The 15,123-nt window shown below is 72.3% G+C and carries 10 protein-coding genes; 5 read left to right on the top strand and 5 right to left on the bottom strand.

Features of this window, described 5'->3' with window-relative positions; all coding sequences use genetic code 11:
* Positions 1–66: 66 nt before the first annotated feature.
* On the top strand, positions 67–3,405 hold the full coding sequence (locus DEJ49_RS09925) for an ATP-binding protein (protein ID WP_150183792.1): 3,339 nt from the start codon (positions 67–69) through the stop codon (positions 3,403–3,405).
* Between the two features lies 1 nt (position 3,406).
* Here the strand turns inward: DEJ49_RS09925 and DEJ49_RS09920 are convergent, their stop codons facing one another.
* The 3 genes from DEJ49_RS09920 to panB form a co-directional block, all read right to left on the bottom strand.
* Positions 3,407–4,237 carry an ABC transporter permease gene (locus DEJ49_RS09920; protein ID WP_150183791.1) on the bottom strand — a complete coding sequence of 277 codons (831 nt, stop codon included), beginning with the start codon at positions 4,235–4,237 and terminating at the stop codon, positions 3,407–3,409.
* Entirely contained in the window at positions 4,234–5,256 is a 1,023-nt protein-coding gene (locus tag DEJ49_RS09915; RefSeq protein ID WP_150183790.1) for an ATP-binding cassette domain-containing protein, read from the bottom strand. Before DEJ49_RS09915 ends, DEJ49_RS09920 begins: the two co-directional genes overlap by 4 nt.
* Positions 5,257–5,399: 143 nt before the next feature.
* Positions 5,400–6,281, bottom strand: coding sequence for a 3-methyl-2-oxobutanoate hydroxymethyltransferase (panB, locus tag DEJ49_RS09910; protein ID WP_150183789.1), 882 nt, complete (start codon positions 6,279–6,281; stop codon positions 5,400–5,402).
* A gap of 201 nt (positions 6,282–6,482) precedes the next feature.
* Between panB and DEJ49_RS09905 the strand changes: the two genes are divergently transcribed.
* From DEJ49_RS09905 to DEJ49_RS09890, 4 genes are all read left to right on the top strand, one after another.
* Positions 6,483–8,081 carry an MFS transporter gene (locus tag DEJ49_RS09905; RefSeq protein ID WP_150183788.1) on the top strand — a complete coding sequence of 533 codons (1,599 nt, stop codon included), beginning with the start codon at positions 6,483–6,485 and terminating at the stop codon, positions 8,079–8,081.
* Between the two features lie 136 nt (positions 8,082–8,217).
* Complete coding sequence (locus DEJ49_RS09900; RefSeq protein WP_150188136.1) at positions 8,218–8,826, top strand: TetR/AcrR family transcriptional regulator; 609 nt, start codon at positions 8,218–8,220, stop codon at positions 8,824–8,826.
* Positions 8,827–9,024: 198 nt separating this feature from the next.
* Positions 9,025–10,053, top strand: a complete 1,029-nt coding sequence (locus DEJ49_RS09895) for an endonuclease/exonuclease/phosphatase family protein (protein WP_150183787.1) — start codon at positions 9,025–9,027, stop codon at positions 10,051–10,053.
* A gap of 161 nt (positions 10,054–10,214) precedes the next feature.
* Positions 10,215–11,432 (top strand): MFS transporter, encoded by a 1,218-nt coding sequence (locus DEJ49_RS09890; protein ID WP_150183786.1) that lies wholly within the window; start codon positions 10,215–10,217, stop codon positions 11,430–11,432.
* A 154-nt stretch (positions 11,433–11,586) separates the two neighbouring features.
* Here the strand turns inward: DEJ49_RS09890 and DEJ49_RS09885 are convergent, their stop codons facing one another.
* Complete coding sequence (locus DEJ49_RS09885) at positions 11,587–13,347, bottom strand: NAD+ synthase (protein ID WP_150183785.1); 1,761 nt, start codon at positions 13,345–13,347, stop codon at positions 11,587–11,589.
* A 134-nt stretch (positions 13,348–13,481) separates the two neighbouring features.
* Complete coding sequence (locus DEJ49_RS09880; protein ID WP_150183784.1) at positions 13,482–15,119, bottom strand: multicopper oxidase family protein; 1,638 nt, start codon at positions 15,117–15,119, stop codon at positions 13,482–13,484.
* Positions 15,120–15,123 lie beyond the last annotated feature (4 nt).

Raw genomic sequence — 15,123 nt, 5'->3', positions numbered from 1 at the left:
GGGAGTGATCCGCCGCGAAGCGGCGGGCTCGAAACGCCCCCACCGGGGGTCAGGGAGAATGGCCCGGTGAGATACCGCGTGCTGGGGACGACCAGAGCCACCCACCCCGACGGAACCCCCGTTCCCGTCGGCGGCGCCCGCCTACGCGCCCTCCTCACCGCCCTCGCCCTCCGCCCCGGCACCCTCGTCCCCGCCCACACCCTCGTCGCCGACGTATGGACGGGCGACGACTCCCCCGCGGACGCGACCGGCGCGCTGCAGGCGCTCGTGGCCCGGCTCCGCAGGGCGCTCGGCGCGGACGCCGTCGCCTCGGCGGACGGCGGCTACCGCCTCCGCGCCCACCCCGACGACGTCGACGTCTTCCGCTTCGACCGACTCGTCGCCGACGGCACCCGCGCCCTCGCGGACGGCGACGCGGCGAAGGCGGCCGCGGCCCTGGACGACGCGCTCGCCCTGTGGACCGGCGAACCCCTCGCCGACCTCCCCGAACGCACCGCGGACACCGCCCGCTGGCAGGCCCGCCGCCTCGACGCCCGCCGCGCCAGGATGACCGCGGCCCTCGCCCTGGGGGACGGCGAGCGGGTCCTGCCCGAGCTCGCCGAGCTCTGCGACACGTACCCCCTGGACGAACCGCTGCAGGCCCTGCGGCTGCGCGCCCTCCGCGACACGGGCCGCACGGCCCAGGCGCTCTCGGCGTACGAAGAAGTACGACGCGCCATGGCGGACCGGCTCGGCGCCGACCCGGGCCCCGAACTCCGCGCCCTGCACGAAGAGTTGCTGCGAGAGCCACCCGCCGCCGCCCCCGGCCCCGCCCCTTCCCGCGACCGCGCCCCCGGCAATCTCCGGGCCCGTCTCACCTCCTTCGTCGGGCGCGAGGCCGACATCGACGCGATCCGTAGCGACCTCGGCGGCGCGCGGCTCGTCACGCTCCTCGGACCCGGCGGCGCCGGCAAGACACGGCTGTCGCAGGAGGTCGCCGAGGCCGTCGCGGGCGGCTTCCCCGACGGCGCGTGGCTGGCCGAGCTCGCCCCGGTCGAGGACCCCGCCGACGTCCCCGCCGCCGTCCTCACCGCACTCGGCGCCCGCGAGACCGTGCTGCGCGGCGCCGGCGCCGAGGAGATACGGGCCATGACGGAGCGGCACGGCAAGGACCCCGTCGCCCGGCTCGTCGAGCACTGCGACACGCGCCGCATGCTGATCGTCCTCGACAACTGCGAGCACGTCGTCGAGGCCGCCGCCCACCTCGCCGACGAACTCCTCGCCCGCTGCCCCGGCGTGACGGTCCTCGCCACGAGCCGTGAACCCCTCGGCGTACCGGGCGAGTTGCTGCGGCCCGTCGAGCCGCTGCCCGAACCCGTCGCGCTGCGCCTGTTCGCCGAGCGCGGCGCCGCCGCCCGGCCCGGCTTCACCGTCGAGGCGGACCCGGCGGCCGCCGCCGAGATCTGCCGCCGCCTCGACGGCCTGCCGCTCGCCATCGAACTGGCCGCCGCCCGCCTGCGGATGCTCACCCCGCGCCAGATCGCCGACCGCCTCGACGACCGTTTCCGGCTGCTCACCAGCGGCGCCCGCACGGTCCTGCCCCGCCAGCAGACGCTGCGGGCCGTCGTCGACTGGTCCTGGGACCTCCTCGACGAGGCCGAACGTACGGTCCTGCGGCGCCTCTCGGTCTTCGCGGGCGGCTGCGACCTGACGGCGGCGGAGGAGGTGTGCGCGGCCCCCGGAAGCGCGCACGACGTCGCCGACCTGCTCGGCTCGCTCGTCGACAAGTCCCTCGTCGTCGCCGCCCCCTCGCCGCTCTCCGACGGCGGCATGCGCTACCGGCTCCTCGAAACCGTCGCGGAGTACGCGGGGGAGCGGCTCGACGAGTCGGGCGACAGGGCCGCCGCCGAGCGGGCGCACCTCGTGCACTACCGCGAGGTCGCGCGGACCACCGACCCCGAGCTCCGGGGCCGCGGGCAGCTCGCCGCCGTGGAGCGTCTGGAGGCCGAGTACGAGAACCTGCGCACCGCCCTGCGCCACGCGGTCGCCGCACGGGACGAGCAGGAGGCGCTCTGCCTCGTCCTGTCCCTGTGCTGGTTCTGGCAGATCCGCGGCCTGCGCCTGGAGACCCGCAACTGGTCCCGTGACGTCGCCGCCCTCGGCCCCGACCCGTTCGCCCCGCCCGTCGACCCGGCGCCGCCGCTGTACGAGTCGTGCACGGAGGCGCCTCCGCCGATGCGCCCCGAGGTCCTGGCGGAGGCCCGTCGCGGGGTGCATCTGCTCCTCGTCTCCTGCATGGAGATGGACCTGGTGGACTGGCAGTCGCCGGAGGCGGCGACGCGGCTGGAGGGCGTCCGGCGCGCGTACCGGCCAGGGCTCCCGCAGACCTGCCGGACGCCCGGCAACCTCTGGTTCTTCGCCGTGCTGCTCGGCGGCGGCATGGAGACGCTGCGGGTCACCCTCGACGAGACGGTCTCCGCCTGCCGTGCGTTCGGGTACGAGTGGGAGCTCGCCGCCGCCCTCCAGACGCGGGCCAACATCCTCGCCAACCGCAGCGACTGGGCGGGCGACGCCCTGCGCGACGCGGACGAGGCACTGCACCTGTTCCGGCGGATCGGCGACGTGTGGGGCATCGCCGAGGCGCTTGCAGCGCGCGGTGAATCGCGGGAGCGGCGCGGCGAGTTCGCGGCGGCCGCGGAGGACTACGAAGCCGCCGTCGAGTACGCCGCGCGGCTCGACGCGCAGAACCAGGTGGCGCTGCTCAAGGCCAGGCTCGGCTCCATCCTCACGGACTCGACGGAGCGGCGGGACCTCTTCGAGCGGGGCGAGGCGCTGCTGCGGGAGGTCCTCGACAACCCGGGCCGGCACCGTACGGGCGACGCCGTCCCCGCCGCCCGGCTCTTCCTCGCCCTCGCGCTCGGCCGCAGCCGCCGCCACGACGAGGCGCGCGAGCAACTGCGGCTGCTTCGCCTGGAGTTCAGCGGGATCGGGTACGCGGTCTTCGACAGTTCCGTGCTCGGCATCAGGGCGTGGCTCGACGCGCTGGACGGGCGGCACGCCGAGAGTCTGACGGGGGCGTGCGAGGCCTTCGCGAAGGCCCTCGACCCGCTGTCGCGGATCGTCGCCCCGCACATGGTGGCCGTCCATCTGGCGATCGTCTCCATGGCGCTGGCGGCGGGCGGCGACGACGGCCGGGACGGGGACAGGAGCCGCGCGCACGACGCCGCGCGGCTCCTCGCGGTCGCCGACGGCGCACTGCCGCAGGGGCACTTCGCGAACACGATGGAGCGGGAGATCCGCGAGGGCGCGGAGGAGCGGTGCAGGGCCGCGCTCGGGGACGGCCCGTACGAGGCGGCGTACGCGCGGGGCGGCGGCCTCTCCTTGGAGGAGGCCGCCGCCCTGTGCACCGCCTGGGCCACCGGGTGACTCAGTTCTTCGTGCGGAACTTGTGGATCGCGATCGGCGCCATGACCACCGTGAGCCCCACGGACCAGCCCACCGTCACCCACAGGTCGTGCGCCACGGGCCCGCCGACCATCAGGCCGCGCGCGGAGTCCGCGAGGGCGGACAGCGGGTTGTAGTCGGTGAAGCCCTGCAGCCAGCCCGGCATCGACTGGGTCGGCGCGAAGATCGACGAGCCGAACTGCAGCGGCATCAGGACCAGGAAGCCCATCGCCTGCACGGACTGGGCGCTCTTCATGGAGACGCCGAGGACCAGGAAGATCCACATGATGGACGTGCCGAAGAGGGCGGAGAGGCCGACCGCGGCGAACAGGCCGCCCCAGTTCGTGATGTCGAAGCCCACCAGGACACCGACGATCATCATGATCGTCGTCGCGATGAGCAGCCGCATCAGCTCCACCACGATCTTGGCGAAGAGCACCGAGCCCTGGCCGATCGGCAGGGTCCGGAAGCGGTCCATGATGCCGTTCTGGAAGTCCTGGTTGAAGCCGGTGCCGACGGCCATGGCGATGTTCATGCTCATCATCGCCATCATGCCGGGCACCACGTACTGCACGTACTGGTCCTGACCGCCGCCGAGCGCCTGCCCGATGGAGCCGCCGAAGACGTACACGAACAGGAGCGTGAAGACGATCGGCATCAGGACCGCGTCGAACATCGACTCCGGGTCCTGCCGGATCCACAGCAGATTGCGGCGGACCAGCGCGCCGGTGTGCCGGACGTGGCCGCGCAGGCCGATGTGGGCGTCCGCCTCGTCCTTCTTGAGGGGGGCGGCCGTGAGTGTGGTGGCGCTCATACGGCGACCTCCTCGAGTTCCGTGGGGCGTGCGTCCTGCGGTGCACTGGCCTTCTGGCCGGTGATGGACAGGAACACCTCGTCCAGGCTGGGCAGTTCGGTGGCTATCGAGCCGATGGTGATGCCGCGCGCGGTGACCGCGCCGACGACGGCGGTCAGCTGCTCGTCGCTGAGGATCGGGACGAGGACCGTGCCGGACTCGGCGTCCACCGTGGTGGTGGCGAGGCCGGTCAGGCCCAGGTCGTCGAGGGCGCTCGCGAGCGGGCCGAGCTCCAGCGGGTCGGCCGGGCGGACGCGCAGGGTGCGGCCGCCGACCTTCGCCTTCAGCTCGTCGATGCCGCCGTTGGCGATGACCTTGCCGCGGTCGATGACCGTCAGCTCGGAGGCCAGCTGCTCGGCCTCCTCCATGTACTGGGTGGTGAGCAGCACGGTCACGCCGTCGCCGACCATCCGCTTGACCTCGCCCCACACCTCGTTGCGGGTGCGGGGGTCGAGGCCGGTCGTCGGCTCGTCCAGGTAGAGGACGGACGGGCTGCCGATCATCGACGCGGCGAGGTCGAGGCGGCGGCGCATACCGCCGGAGTACGTGCTCGCGGGGCGCTTGGCCGCCTCGGTGAGCGAGAACCGCTCAAGGAGGCCGTCGGCGCGGGACCTGGCCTCCTTGCGGGACAGGTCGAGCAGCCGCCCGATCATGTAGAGGTTCTCGCGTCCCGACAGCTTCTCGTCCACCGCCGCGTACTGCCCGGTGAGACCGATGACGCGGCGGAGCTGGCGGGGCTGACGCATCACGTCGTACCCGGCGACCAGCGCGGAGCCCGCGTCCGGGGTGATGAGGGTGGAGAGGCAGCGCACGAGGGTGGTCTTGCCGGCGCCGTTGGGCCCGAGGACGCCGAGGACGGTGCCCTCGCGCACGTCGAGGTCCACGCCGTCCAGTGCTTTGGTCTCGCCGTAGTGCTTGACCAGTCCCCTTACGGTGACCGCGCTCCCTGCGCCGCCGGGGTTCATGTCGATTCGCTTCATGCCCCCAAGGTGTCAGAGGCCACCGACAAACCGCCGACAGCCGACCGACAGACGCCCGACGCCCCGCGGACAGGAAAGCGGCAGCCCGCCGACGGGGGAAGTTCGGCGGGCTGCCGTGGTGCCGCGGTGGACTCAGGCGGTCATCAGTGGACCGCGTGTTCGGGTGCCGGGAACGCGCCGCCGACGACGTCCTCGGCGAACGCCTTCGCCGCGCCGGCCATGGCGCCGCGCAGCTCCGCGTACTTCTTCACGAAGCGCGGCATCTTTCCGCCGGTCAGGCCCATCATGTCCGTCCAGACGAGGACTTGGGCGTCGCAGTCGGAGCCCGCCCCGATCCCGACGGTCGGGATGTGCAGGGAGCGGGTGACCTCGGCCGCGAGCTCCGCGGGGACCAGCTCCAGGACGACCGCGAACGCGCCGGCGTCCTGCGCGGCCTTGGCGTCGTTGAGGAGCCGGTGGGCGGCCTCGTCGCCGCGGCCCTGCACGCGGTACCCCATGGTGTTCACGGACTGCGGTGTCAGGCCGAGGTGGGACATGACGGGGATGCCGGACTGCACCAGCAACTCGGTCTGGGCCAGGGAGCGTTCGCCGCCCTCCAGCTTGACCGCGCCGACGCCCGCCTCCTTGACGAGCCGGGTCGCCGACCGGAGCGCCTGGACGGGGCCCTCCTGGTACGAGCCGAACGGCAGGTCGCCGACGATCAGGGCGCGGTTCGTGCCCCGTACGACCGCGGCGGACAGCATGGTCATCTCGTCGAGGGTGACGGGCACGGTCGTCTCGTACCCGAGGTGGCAGTTGCCCGCCGAGTCGCCGACGAGCATGACGGGGATGCCCGCCTCGTCGAAGACGGACGCGGTCATCGCGTCGTAGGCGGTCAGCATGGGCCACTTCTCGCCGCGCTCCTTGGCGGCGGTGATGTCGCGCACAGTGATGCGCCGGGTGCCCTTGCCGCCGTACAGCGCCTTGCTGCTGTCGGGGTTCCGCGGGGCGTCGGCGCTCATCTGGGCAGCCGAAAGCTGCGTCATCGCAACGGCTCCTTCTGTCATCTCGAGGCGCCCTGACGGCGTCCCCGGATCCCCCTCATGGTGACACCACGTACCGCTCCGCGGCTAGTGCGGTGCTGTGTGACGCCGTCGGGTAAAGCGCGGCTCTACCGTTCGGCAAGGATTCCCCAGGATTTCCAATACGAGACGGTCTCGTATCGAAATGGTTCTACGCTGGTGGGCATGTCCTCCCCTGCCATGCCCGCCCCGCCCCGCATACCGGAAGCCGTCCACCGGCGCCGGTGGGCGATCCTCGGGGTGCTGATGCTCAGCCTGCTCATCGTCGTTCTCGACAACTCGATCCTGAACGTCGCCATCAAGACGATCTCGACCCCCGAACCGACCGGCCTCGGCGCCACCCAGAGCGAGCTGGAGTGGGCGATCAACGCCTACACGCTCGTCTTCGCCGGCCTCCTCTTCACGGCGGGTCTGCTCGGCGACCGGCTCGGCCGCAAGAAGGTCCTGCTCGGCGGCCTCGTCGTCTTCGGCATCGGCTCGGCGCTCGCCGCCATGTCCGGCTCGCCGCTCCAGCTCATCGCCTTCCGGGCCGTCATGGGCCTCGGCGCGGCCTTCGTGATGCCGGCGACCCTCGCCGTCCTCATGAACGTCTTCGAACGCGACGAACAGCCCAAGGCCATCGGCATCTGGGCGGGCGGCGTCGGCCTCGCCATCGCCATCGGACCCATCACCGGCGGCGTGCTCCTCGACCACTTCTGGTGGGGCTCGGTCTTCCTCATCAACGTACCGATCGTGATCATCGCCCTGGCGCTGATGGTCTGGCTGGTGCCCGACTCCCGCGACCCCGCGCCCGGCCGCATCGACCTCTTCGGCGTCGCTCTCTCCGTCGTCGGTCTGGTGCTCCTCGTCTACGGCATCATCAAGGGCGGCCAGCTCGCCGACTTCACCGACCCGGCCGTCCTCGGCACCGTCGTCGCCGGCCTCGCCGTGCTCGTCGCCTTCGTGCTGTACGAGAAGCGCAGCGACCACCCGTCCATCGACATCACGTACTTCAAGAACCGGGTGTTCTCCGCGGCGATCTGCGCCATCGCGCTCGTCTTCTTCGCACTGATGGGCGTCACCTTCTTCTCGGTCTTCTACACCCAGAGCGTGCGGGGCTACTCGCCGCTGCAGACCGGTCTGCTGATGCTGCCGCTCGCCGTGGCACAGCTGATCTTCGCGCCGCGCGCCCGTCTCGTCGTCGACCGCTTCGGCGTACGGGCCGTGTGCACGGGCGGACTGCTCCTCCTGACGGCGACCCTCGCGGCCTTCACCCTCCTCGACGCCGACACGCCGATCTGGCTCCTGGAAGTCGTCTTCTTCCTGATGGGCACCGGCATGGCGCACATCATGACGCCCACCAGCGTCGTCATCATGCAGGCCCTGCCGCGCGAGAAGGCCGGCTCCGCGTCCGCGCTCAGCAACACGTTCCGGCAGGTCGGCGGCGCCCTCGGCATCGCCGTCCTCGGCTCCGTGCTGTCCACGGCGTACCGCAACGGAGTCGAGGACGAGCTGACCCTGCTGCCCGAAGGGGTGCGGCACACCGCGGGCGAGTCCATCGAGGCGACCCTCGGCGTCGCCGCGAAGCTCGGCCCCAAGGGCGAGCCCCTGGTCTCCGCGGCCAACGACTCCTTCCTGCACGCCATGCACGTCACCGCGCTCTGCGGAGCGGGCGTCGCCGTGCTCGGCGCGCTGGTCGTCTTCCTCTTCCTGCCGGGACGTACGCCGCCGCAGGCGGGCCCGGTCGAGGAGACGGGCGAGCCGGTGGGTGCCGACAGGCGCTGAGGGAGAATCGGCCGGGCGGCCGGCCCGGCCGCCCGGCGGGCAGAGAGGGAGGGACGACGTGGTCCACAAGCGCGCGAGAGTGACGAACGGCGGCGACGTCGCGGACAGCACCGGCGTCGCGGAGGGCGGTGACCTCCTGGGTGTGACGCCCCTTCCCAGGAGCGGCCGGGGGAGGCCCCGGAGCGAGGCCGTCGAGCAGGCGATCATCGAAGGAGTCGTACGGCTCCTGGAGGACGGCGTCTCCCTCACCGAACTCTCCATCGAGCGGATCGCCCGCACCGCCGGCGTCGGCAAGGCCACCATCTACCGGCGCTGGGACGGCAAGGAAGCCCTCTTCGTCGACGTCCTGCGCGCCTTCGAGGAGCCCGACCTGGAACGGCCCGGCACCTCGATGCGCGACGACCTCGTCTGCGTCCTGGAGAGCCTGCGCCGCCGCGGCCTGACCATGCGCTCCTCGGCCCTGCTGCACAACGTCTTCGCCCAGATGAAGACCCTGCCCAAGCTCGCCGAGGCATACCAGGAGACGGTCGTCGCGCCCCGCCGCCGCATCATCCTCGACGTGCTGCGGCGGGGCGTCGAGGACGGCGAACTGCGCGCGGACATCGACCTGGAGATGGCCAACGACCTCTTCGTCGGGCCCATGCTGCTGCGCACGATCCTGCGGCCGGGCGCGCCGCTCGACGACCACCTCGCCGAACAGATCGTCGACGCGGTCCTCGAGGGGCTGCGGCCCCCGCCACGCTGAGAGCCCGCTGTGCACCACGGTTATGCGCATTTCGTCACAGCGGCAGCTCTCCGCCGCTGTTCAGGAACCCCTCGCGCCGCGCTGTTCGTCCTGGTGCCTGTACGGCCGTCGTGGACGGCAGGGACGACACCGGATCATCGCCTAGGGTTTCCTGGGCGGGACAGACGGTGTGCACGGCAGCAGTGAGGCGACGAGAGCATGGCGCAGGCGTACAAGACGGAGACGGGCAGCGGCGGCTCGGGCCCCGAGCGTCCGGGGGCCCGCTTCCGACGCCTGCTCGACGGCTGGCGGGGCGACCCCGGCATCTGGCGGCGCGGCCTGGTCACGGCCGGTCTCGCCGTCTTCCTCGCGCTGGTGATGCTGTTCCACGCGCAGATCCCCAACAACGTGGGCAACCTCGGCTCCCTGACGGAGACGTTCCTGCCCTGGCTCGGCCTCTTCATCCCGGTGCTGCTGGTCGTCGCGGTGGTCCGCAAGTCCGCAACCGCGCTGATCGCGCTGCTGCTCCCGGTGATCATCTGGGTCGACTCGTTCGGCGGCCTGATCACGGGCAAGTCGGGCACCGGCGGTGACCTCACCGTCGCCACGCACAACGTGAACGCGGACAACCCCGACCCCACGGGCACCGCCAAGGACGTCGCCGCCTCCGGCGCGGACGTGCTCGCCCTGGAGGAGCTCACCCCGTCCGCCGTGCCCGTGTACGAGAAGGCGCTCGCCGACACGTACAAGTACCACGCGGTCAAGGGCACCGTCGGCCTCTGGAGCAAGTACCCGCTGTCCGACACCCGGCCCGTCGACATCAAGTTGGGCTGGGTCCGCGCGATGCGCACGACCGTGACGACGCCGAAGGGCGAGGTCGCCGTCCACGTCGCGCACCTGCCGTCGGTGCGCGTGAAGCTCGACGCGGGCTTCACCGCCAACCAGCGCGACAACAGCGCCGACGCCCTCGGCGAGGCCATCGCCGACGAGAAGATCGGCAAGGTCATCCTGCTCGGCGACCTCAACGGCACGATGAACGACCGCGCGCTCAACGCGGTCACCTCGCAGCTGCGGTCCACGCAGGGCGCGGCGGGCGACGGCTTCGGCTTCAGCTGGCCCGCGTCGTTCCCGATGGCGCGCATCGACCAGATCATGGTCAAGGACGTCGAGCCGGTCTCCTCCTGGACGCTGCCGGAGACGGGCAGCGACCACCTGCCGATCGCGGCGCGGGTCGACCTCTCCTCGTGACGCGGTAGGGCACGGGGCGGAGCACGTGGGGACGGAATACGTGGCGGGCGCGGCTTTGTTCCGCAAGTAAACTTACGGGTTCTCCGTAAACCCGCACCCCCCATTCCCCCCATTCCCCCCATCCCCCCCACTGCCCCCGCATCCGTGGAAGGTACCTCTTCATGCCCCTGGCCCTGCTCGCCCTCGCCGTGGGTGCCTTCGGCATCGGCACGACCGAGTTCGTGATGATGGGCCTGCTGCCCAACGTCGCCGACGACCTGGACATATCCATCCCCGTCGCAGGACACCTCGTCTCCGCGTACGCGCTCGGCGTCGTCATCGGAGCCCCGCTGCTCGCCGCCGTCACCGCGAAGCTCCCGCGCCGCCGCGTCCTGATCGGCCTCATGGTCCTGTTCGTCGTCGGCAACGCGCTGTCGGCGGCCGCCCCCGACTACCACCTGCTCATGGCCGCGCGCTTCCTCAGCGGACTGCCGCACGGCGCGTTCTTCGGCGTCGGCGCGGTCGTCGCCACCGGACTCGTCGCCCCCGAGCGCAAGGCCCGCTCGGTCTCCCTGATGTTCCTCGGCCTGACCGTCGCCAACATCGTGGGCGTGCCGGTCGCCACCGCCATGGGGCAGCAGCTGGGCTGGCGCGCCACGTTCCTCGCGGTGAGCGCCATCGGGCTCGCGGCCATCGCCGCGCTCGCCCTCCTGGTCCCCGCCGACCACGGCCACGGCGACGCGGCGGGACTGCGCGGCGAGCTCCGGGCGCTGCGCAGCGTCCCGGTCTGGCTGGCGCTCGGCACGACCGTCGCGGGCTTCGGCGCGCTGTTCTCCGCGTACAGCTACATCACGCCGATGCTGACCGACACGGCCGGCTACGCCGAGTCCAGCGTCACCCTCCTCCTCGCCCTGTTCGGCGTGGGCGCGACCGCGGGCAACCTCCTGGGCGGCCGCCTGGCGGACGTCTCCCTGCGCGGCACGCTCTTCGGCGGGCTCATCTCGCTCGCCGTGGTCCTGGGCTTCTTCCCGCTGCTCATGACCGCCGCGTGGAGCGCGGCGGTCGGCGTCGCGCTGCTCGGCATGGCGGCGTTCACGACGGGCTCGCCGCTGCAGCTCATGGTCATGGAGAAGGCGGCGGCCGCACCGTCCCTGGCCTCCTCCGCCAACCAGGGCGCGTTCAACCTCGCCAACGCGGGCGGCGCGTGGATCGGCGGCCTGGCGCTGGCGGCGGGCTTCGGCACGACGTCTCCGGCGGTGACCGGCGCCCTCCTGGCGGTCCTGGGCCTCGGGGTCGCGGGCCTGGCGTACGCGGTGGACCTGCGACGGGGTCCGGTGCCGGGGCCGGAGCGTGTGGTGGCCTCGTCGTCCCCGGACCAACGCGAGCCGGCCCACCACTAAGGGCCGAGGGCCACCCACCCGCGGGCGATCCCCCTACAACTGACCGCCCCTCCCACCCCCCCCGTGCCCCTACAGCCCCATCAGGTGCGGGGCAAACGGGTGGGCGGGTGGGAGGAATCCGCCGCGCAGCGGCGGCTCAGTACACCCCGCCCCCTCAGCCGGAGGCGGACTCGCGCCACCGATTGGTGATCGGCAGCCGCCGGTCCTTGCCGAACCCCTTCGCCGAGATCTTCGTCCCCGGCGGGTACTGCCGCCGCTTGTACTCCGCCGTGTCCACCATCCGCAGCGTCTTCGTGACGAGCTCACGGTCGTAGCCCGCGGCCACGATCGTGTCGGCGCCCTGGTCCCGGTCGACGTAGAGCTCGAGGATCGCGTCGAGGACCGGGTAGTCCGGGAGCGAGTCCGTGTCGACCTGGTCCGGGCGCAGCTCGGCGCTCGGCGGCTTGCTGATGGAGTTCTCGGGGATCGGCGGCGTCTGCCCGCGCTCCTCGGCCGCGCGGTTGCGCCACTTGGCGAGCCGGAAGATCGCCGTCTTGTAGACGTCCTTGATGGGGCCGTACGCGCCGACGGAGTCTCCGTAGAGCGTCGAGTACCCGACCGCCAACTCGGACTTGTTGCCCGGCGCGAGCACGATGTGGCCCTCCTGGTTGGAGAGCGCCATCAGCATCGTGCCGCGCAGCCGCGACTGGAGGTTCTCCTCGGCGAGCCCGGTGAGCCCGAGGGAGCCCATGTACGCGTCGAACATGGGCGCGATCGGTACGGTCCGGAAGTTGAGCCCGGTGCGCCGCGCCAGCTCCTCCGCGTCGCCGATGGAGTGCTCCGAGGAGTAGCGGGACGGCATGGCGACGCCGTACACGTTCTGCGCGCCGAGCGCGTCGCAGGCGATGGCGGCGGTGAGCGCGGAGTCGATGCCGCCGGAGAGCCCGATGAGGACGCTGCTGAAACCGTTCTTCGCGGCGTACGCGCGCAGGCCCACGACCAGCGCCGAGTACACCTCCTCGTCGTCGTCGAGCCGCTCGGCGTACCCGCCGGTCAGCTCGCCGTCGTACGCGGGAACCGGCTCCTCCGACAGCGTCACGTGCTCGATGCGCAGCCCGTCGTCGACGACGCCGGACGGCGGCACGGGCGCGGCTGCCGGCAGCTCAAGGTCGAGCACGATGCAGCCCTCGGCGAACTGCGGGGCCCGCGCGATGACCTCGCCGTCCTTGTCGACGACGATCGAGTCGCCGTCGAAGACCAGCTCGTCCTGGCCGCCGATCATCGCGAGGTAGGCGGTGGTGCAGCCGGCCTCCTGCGCGCGCTTGCGCACGAGCTCCAGCCGCTGGTCGTCCTTGTTCTGCTCGTACGGGGAGGCGTTGATGGAGAGCAGCAGTCCCGCCCCGGCGCTGCGGGTCGCGGGCACCCGGCCGCCGTCCTGCCAGAGGTCCTCGCAGATGGCGAGCGCGACGTCGACGCCGTGCACGCGTACGACGGGCAGCGTCTCGCCCGGCACGAAGTAGCGGAACTCGTCGAAGACGCCGTAGTTGGGGAGGTGGTGCTTGGAGTAGGTCAGGACGGCCTCGCCGCGGTACAGCACGGCGCCCGCGTTGCGCGGGGCTCCCGCGGGCTGGCCGAACTTGGGCTTGGCCTCCTCGGTGCGGTCGAGATAGCCGACGACGACCGGCAGCTCCCCGAACCCCTCGTCCCTCAGCCGCACGGCGAGCGCGCGCAGCGCGTCCCGCGAGGCCTGGACGAAGGACGAACGCAGGGCGAGGTCCTCCACGGGATACCCGGTCAGCACCATCTCGGGAAACGCGACGAGATGCGCCCCCTGCTCGGCGGAGTGCCGGGTCCAACGGACGACCGCCTCGGCGTTCCCGGCGAGATCGCCGACGGTCGAGTCGATCTGATTCAGAGCGAGGCGTAGTTGAGGCACAAACCCAGTGTAATCGTCAAAACGACGCGATTGCCTGTCGGGCGGGGGTGGCGGCGGCAGAACCCCTCCCCTGGAGGAGAACCCCTCGCCTGGAGGAGAACCCCTCTCCCGAAGGAGAGGGGCCGAGCTGCCCGTCAGGCGCGGTAACCGAGCACCGTCATCATTCCCGCCTCCGCGTGGTAGACGTTGTGGCAGTGGATCATCCACAGGCCCGGGTTGTCCGCCTCGAAGTCCACCGACAGCGTGCCGTTCGGCAGGACGATCGCCGTGTCCTTGCGGGCGCCGCCGGGTGCGCCCGGCAGGGCGAAGGTGTGGCCGTGGAGGTGGACGGGGTGCCACATCGACGTCGCGTTGGCGAACGTCAGGCGGACCCGCTCGCCCGCGCGGACGGGGTGACGCTGTCCGGGGGTGTAGGGCTTCTTGTCGAAGGCCCAGTCGTACTCGGCCATGCCGCCCGTCAGCCGGAGCCTGATCGTCCGGTCCGGCCTGCGGGAGGGCAGCGCCACGGAGCCGTGTGCGCGCAGCTTGTCCGCCGTCAGGAGGCGGCCCTTCAGCTCGTCGGGGCGGGTCGACGCCGTCGGCGGGGCCCCGCCGCCCGTCCGCAGCACCGCGAGCGCCGCCTCCTTCTTGCCCTCGGCCAGCGCGGTCAGCGGGAAGACGCCGTCCTTGGCGGTGACCAGTACGTCGTACCGCTCGCCCATGCCGAGGAGCAGCGCGTCCGTCTTCGCGTGCCGCACGGGGAACCCGTCGGTGTGCGTCACCGTCATCTCGTGGCCGCCGAGCGCGACGCGGAACGCGGTGTCGCCGCCGGCGTTGATGACGCGCAGGCGGATGCGGTCGCCGGGACGGGCTCGGAACTGCGAAGGCGCCTTGGCCGTACGCCCGTTGACCAGGTAGTACGGGTAGGCGACGTCACCCGCGTCGCCGCCCAGCAGGTCGCTCTTGGCGCCCATCATCATGCGGGAGGGGCCGGGGGCCGGTGAGCCGTCCGACCGGAGGGAGGCGTGGGACATGTTCCCCATGTTCGACATGTCGTGTCCGCCGTGGCCGCCGCCGTCGCCCCCGGACCCGCCGCCCATGTCGTGGTCCGCCATGCCCTTGCCCAGTTCCGCGAGCACGCCGTCCGGGGTGGATCCGTCCACCCCGTCGACCCAGTCGTCGAGGACGACGACCCACTCCTTGTCGTACTGCAACGGCTCCTTCGGGTCCTCCACGATCAGCGGTGCGTACAGGCCCCTGTCCTGCTGGGTTCCGGAGTGGGGGTGGAACCAGTACGTCCCGGGGTGCGGCACCGCGAAGCGGTAGGTGAAGTCCGCTCCGGGCCTGATGTCCTGCTGGGTGAGGCCGGGGACGCCGTCCATGTCGTTGCGCAGGGCGATGCCGTGCCAGTGCAGGGACGTGGCCTGGGGGAGGTGGTTGGCGAGAGTGAGGGCGAGGGTGTCGCCCGCGGTGACGCGGACCTCCTTGCCGGGGAGCGCGTCCCCGTACGCCCACGTCCGGACCGTGGGGCCGCCCAGGTCGAGCCCGGTCCGCGTGGCCGTCAGCTTGACCTCACGGGTGCGACCGCCCCGGCCGCGCTTCTTCTCGGCGGCCGCGACCTCGTCGCCCGCGGGGTCCACGTATCCGGCGGGACCGGAGGCCCCGTTCTCACGGTCGACGCCTTCCGGGGACGCGTCGGAACAGGCCGTCAGGATTCCCGTCCCCGCGACCGCGGCGGCGGCGCCGAGCACGGCGCGCCGGGAGGGGACGCGCGGAGTTGATTCATTACGCATGACT

The sequence above is a fragment of the Streptomyces venezuelae genome, assembly GCF_008642335.1.
In the GTDB taxonomy this organism is placed as follows: domain Bacteria; phylum Actinomycetota; class Actinomycetes; order Streptomycetales; family Streptomycetaceae; genus Streptomyces; species Streptomyces venezuelae_F.
The sequence above is the reverse complement of the archived record's forward strand: the minus strand, read 5'-3'. Positions and strand labels throughout refer to the sequence as shown.

Bases quoted from the DNA above. Each gene is read 5' to 3' on its own strand.
- DEJ49_RS09920 (WP_150183791.1), bottom strand. From the start codon at position 4,237: ATGAGCGCCACCACACTCACGGCCGCCCCCCTCAAGAAGGACGAGGCG.
- DEJ49_RS09915 (WP_150183790.1), bottom strand. From the start codon at position 5,256: ATGAAGCGAATCGACATGAACCCCGGCGGCGCAGGGAGCGCGGTCACC.
- panB (WP_150183789.1), bottom strand. From the start codon at position 6,281: ATGACGCAGCTTTCGGCTGCCCAGATGAGCGCCGACGCCCCGCGGAAC.
- DEJ49_RS09905 (WP_150183788.1), top strand. From the start codon at position 6,483: ATGTCCTCCCCTGCCATGCCCGCCCCGCCCCGCATACCGGAAGCCGTC.
- DEJ49_RS09895 (WP_150183787.1), top strand. From the start codon at position 9,025: ATGGCGCAGGCGTACAAGACGGAGACGGGCAGCGGCGGCTCGGGCCCC.
- DEJ49_RS09890 (WP_150183786.1), top strand. From the start codon at position 10,215: ATGCCCCTGGCCCTGCTCGCCCTCGCCGTGGGTGCCTTCGGCATCGGC.
- DEJ49_RS09880 (WP_150183784.1), bottom strand. From the start codon at position 15,119: ATGCGTAATGAATCAACTCCGCGCGTCCCCTCCCGGCGCGCCGTGCTC.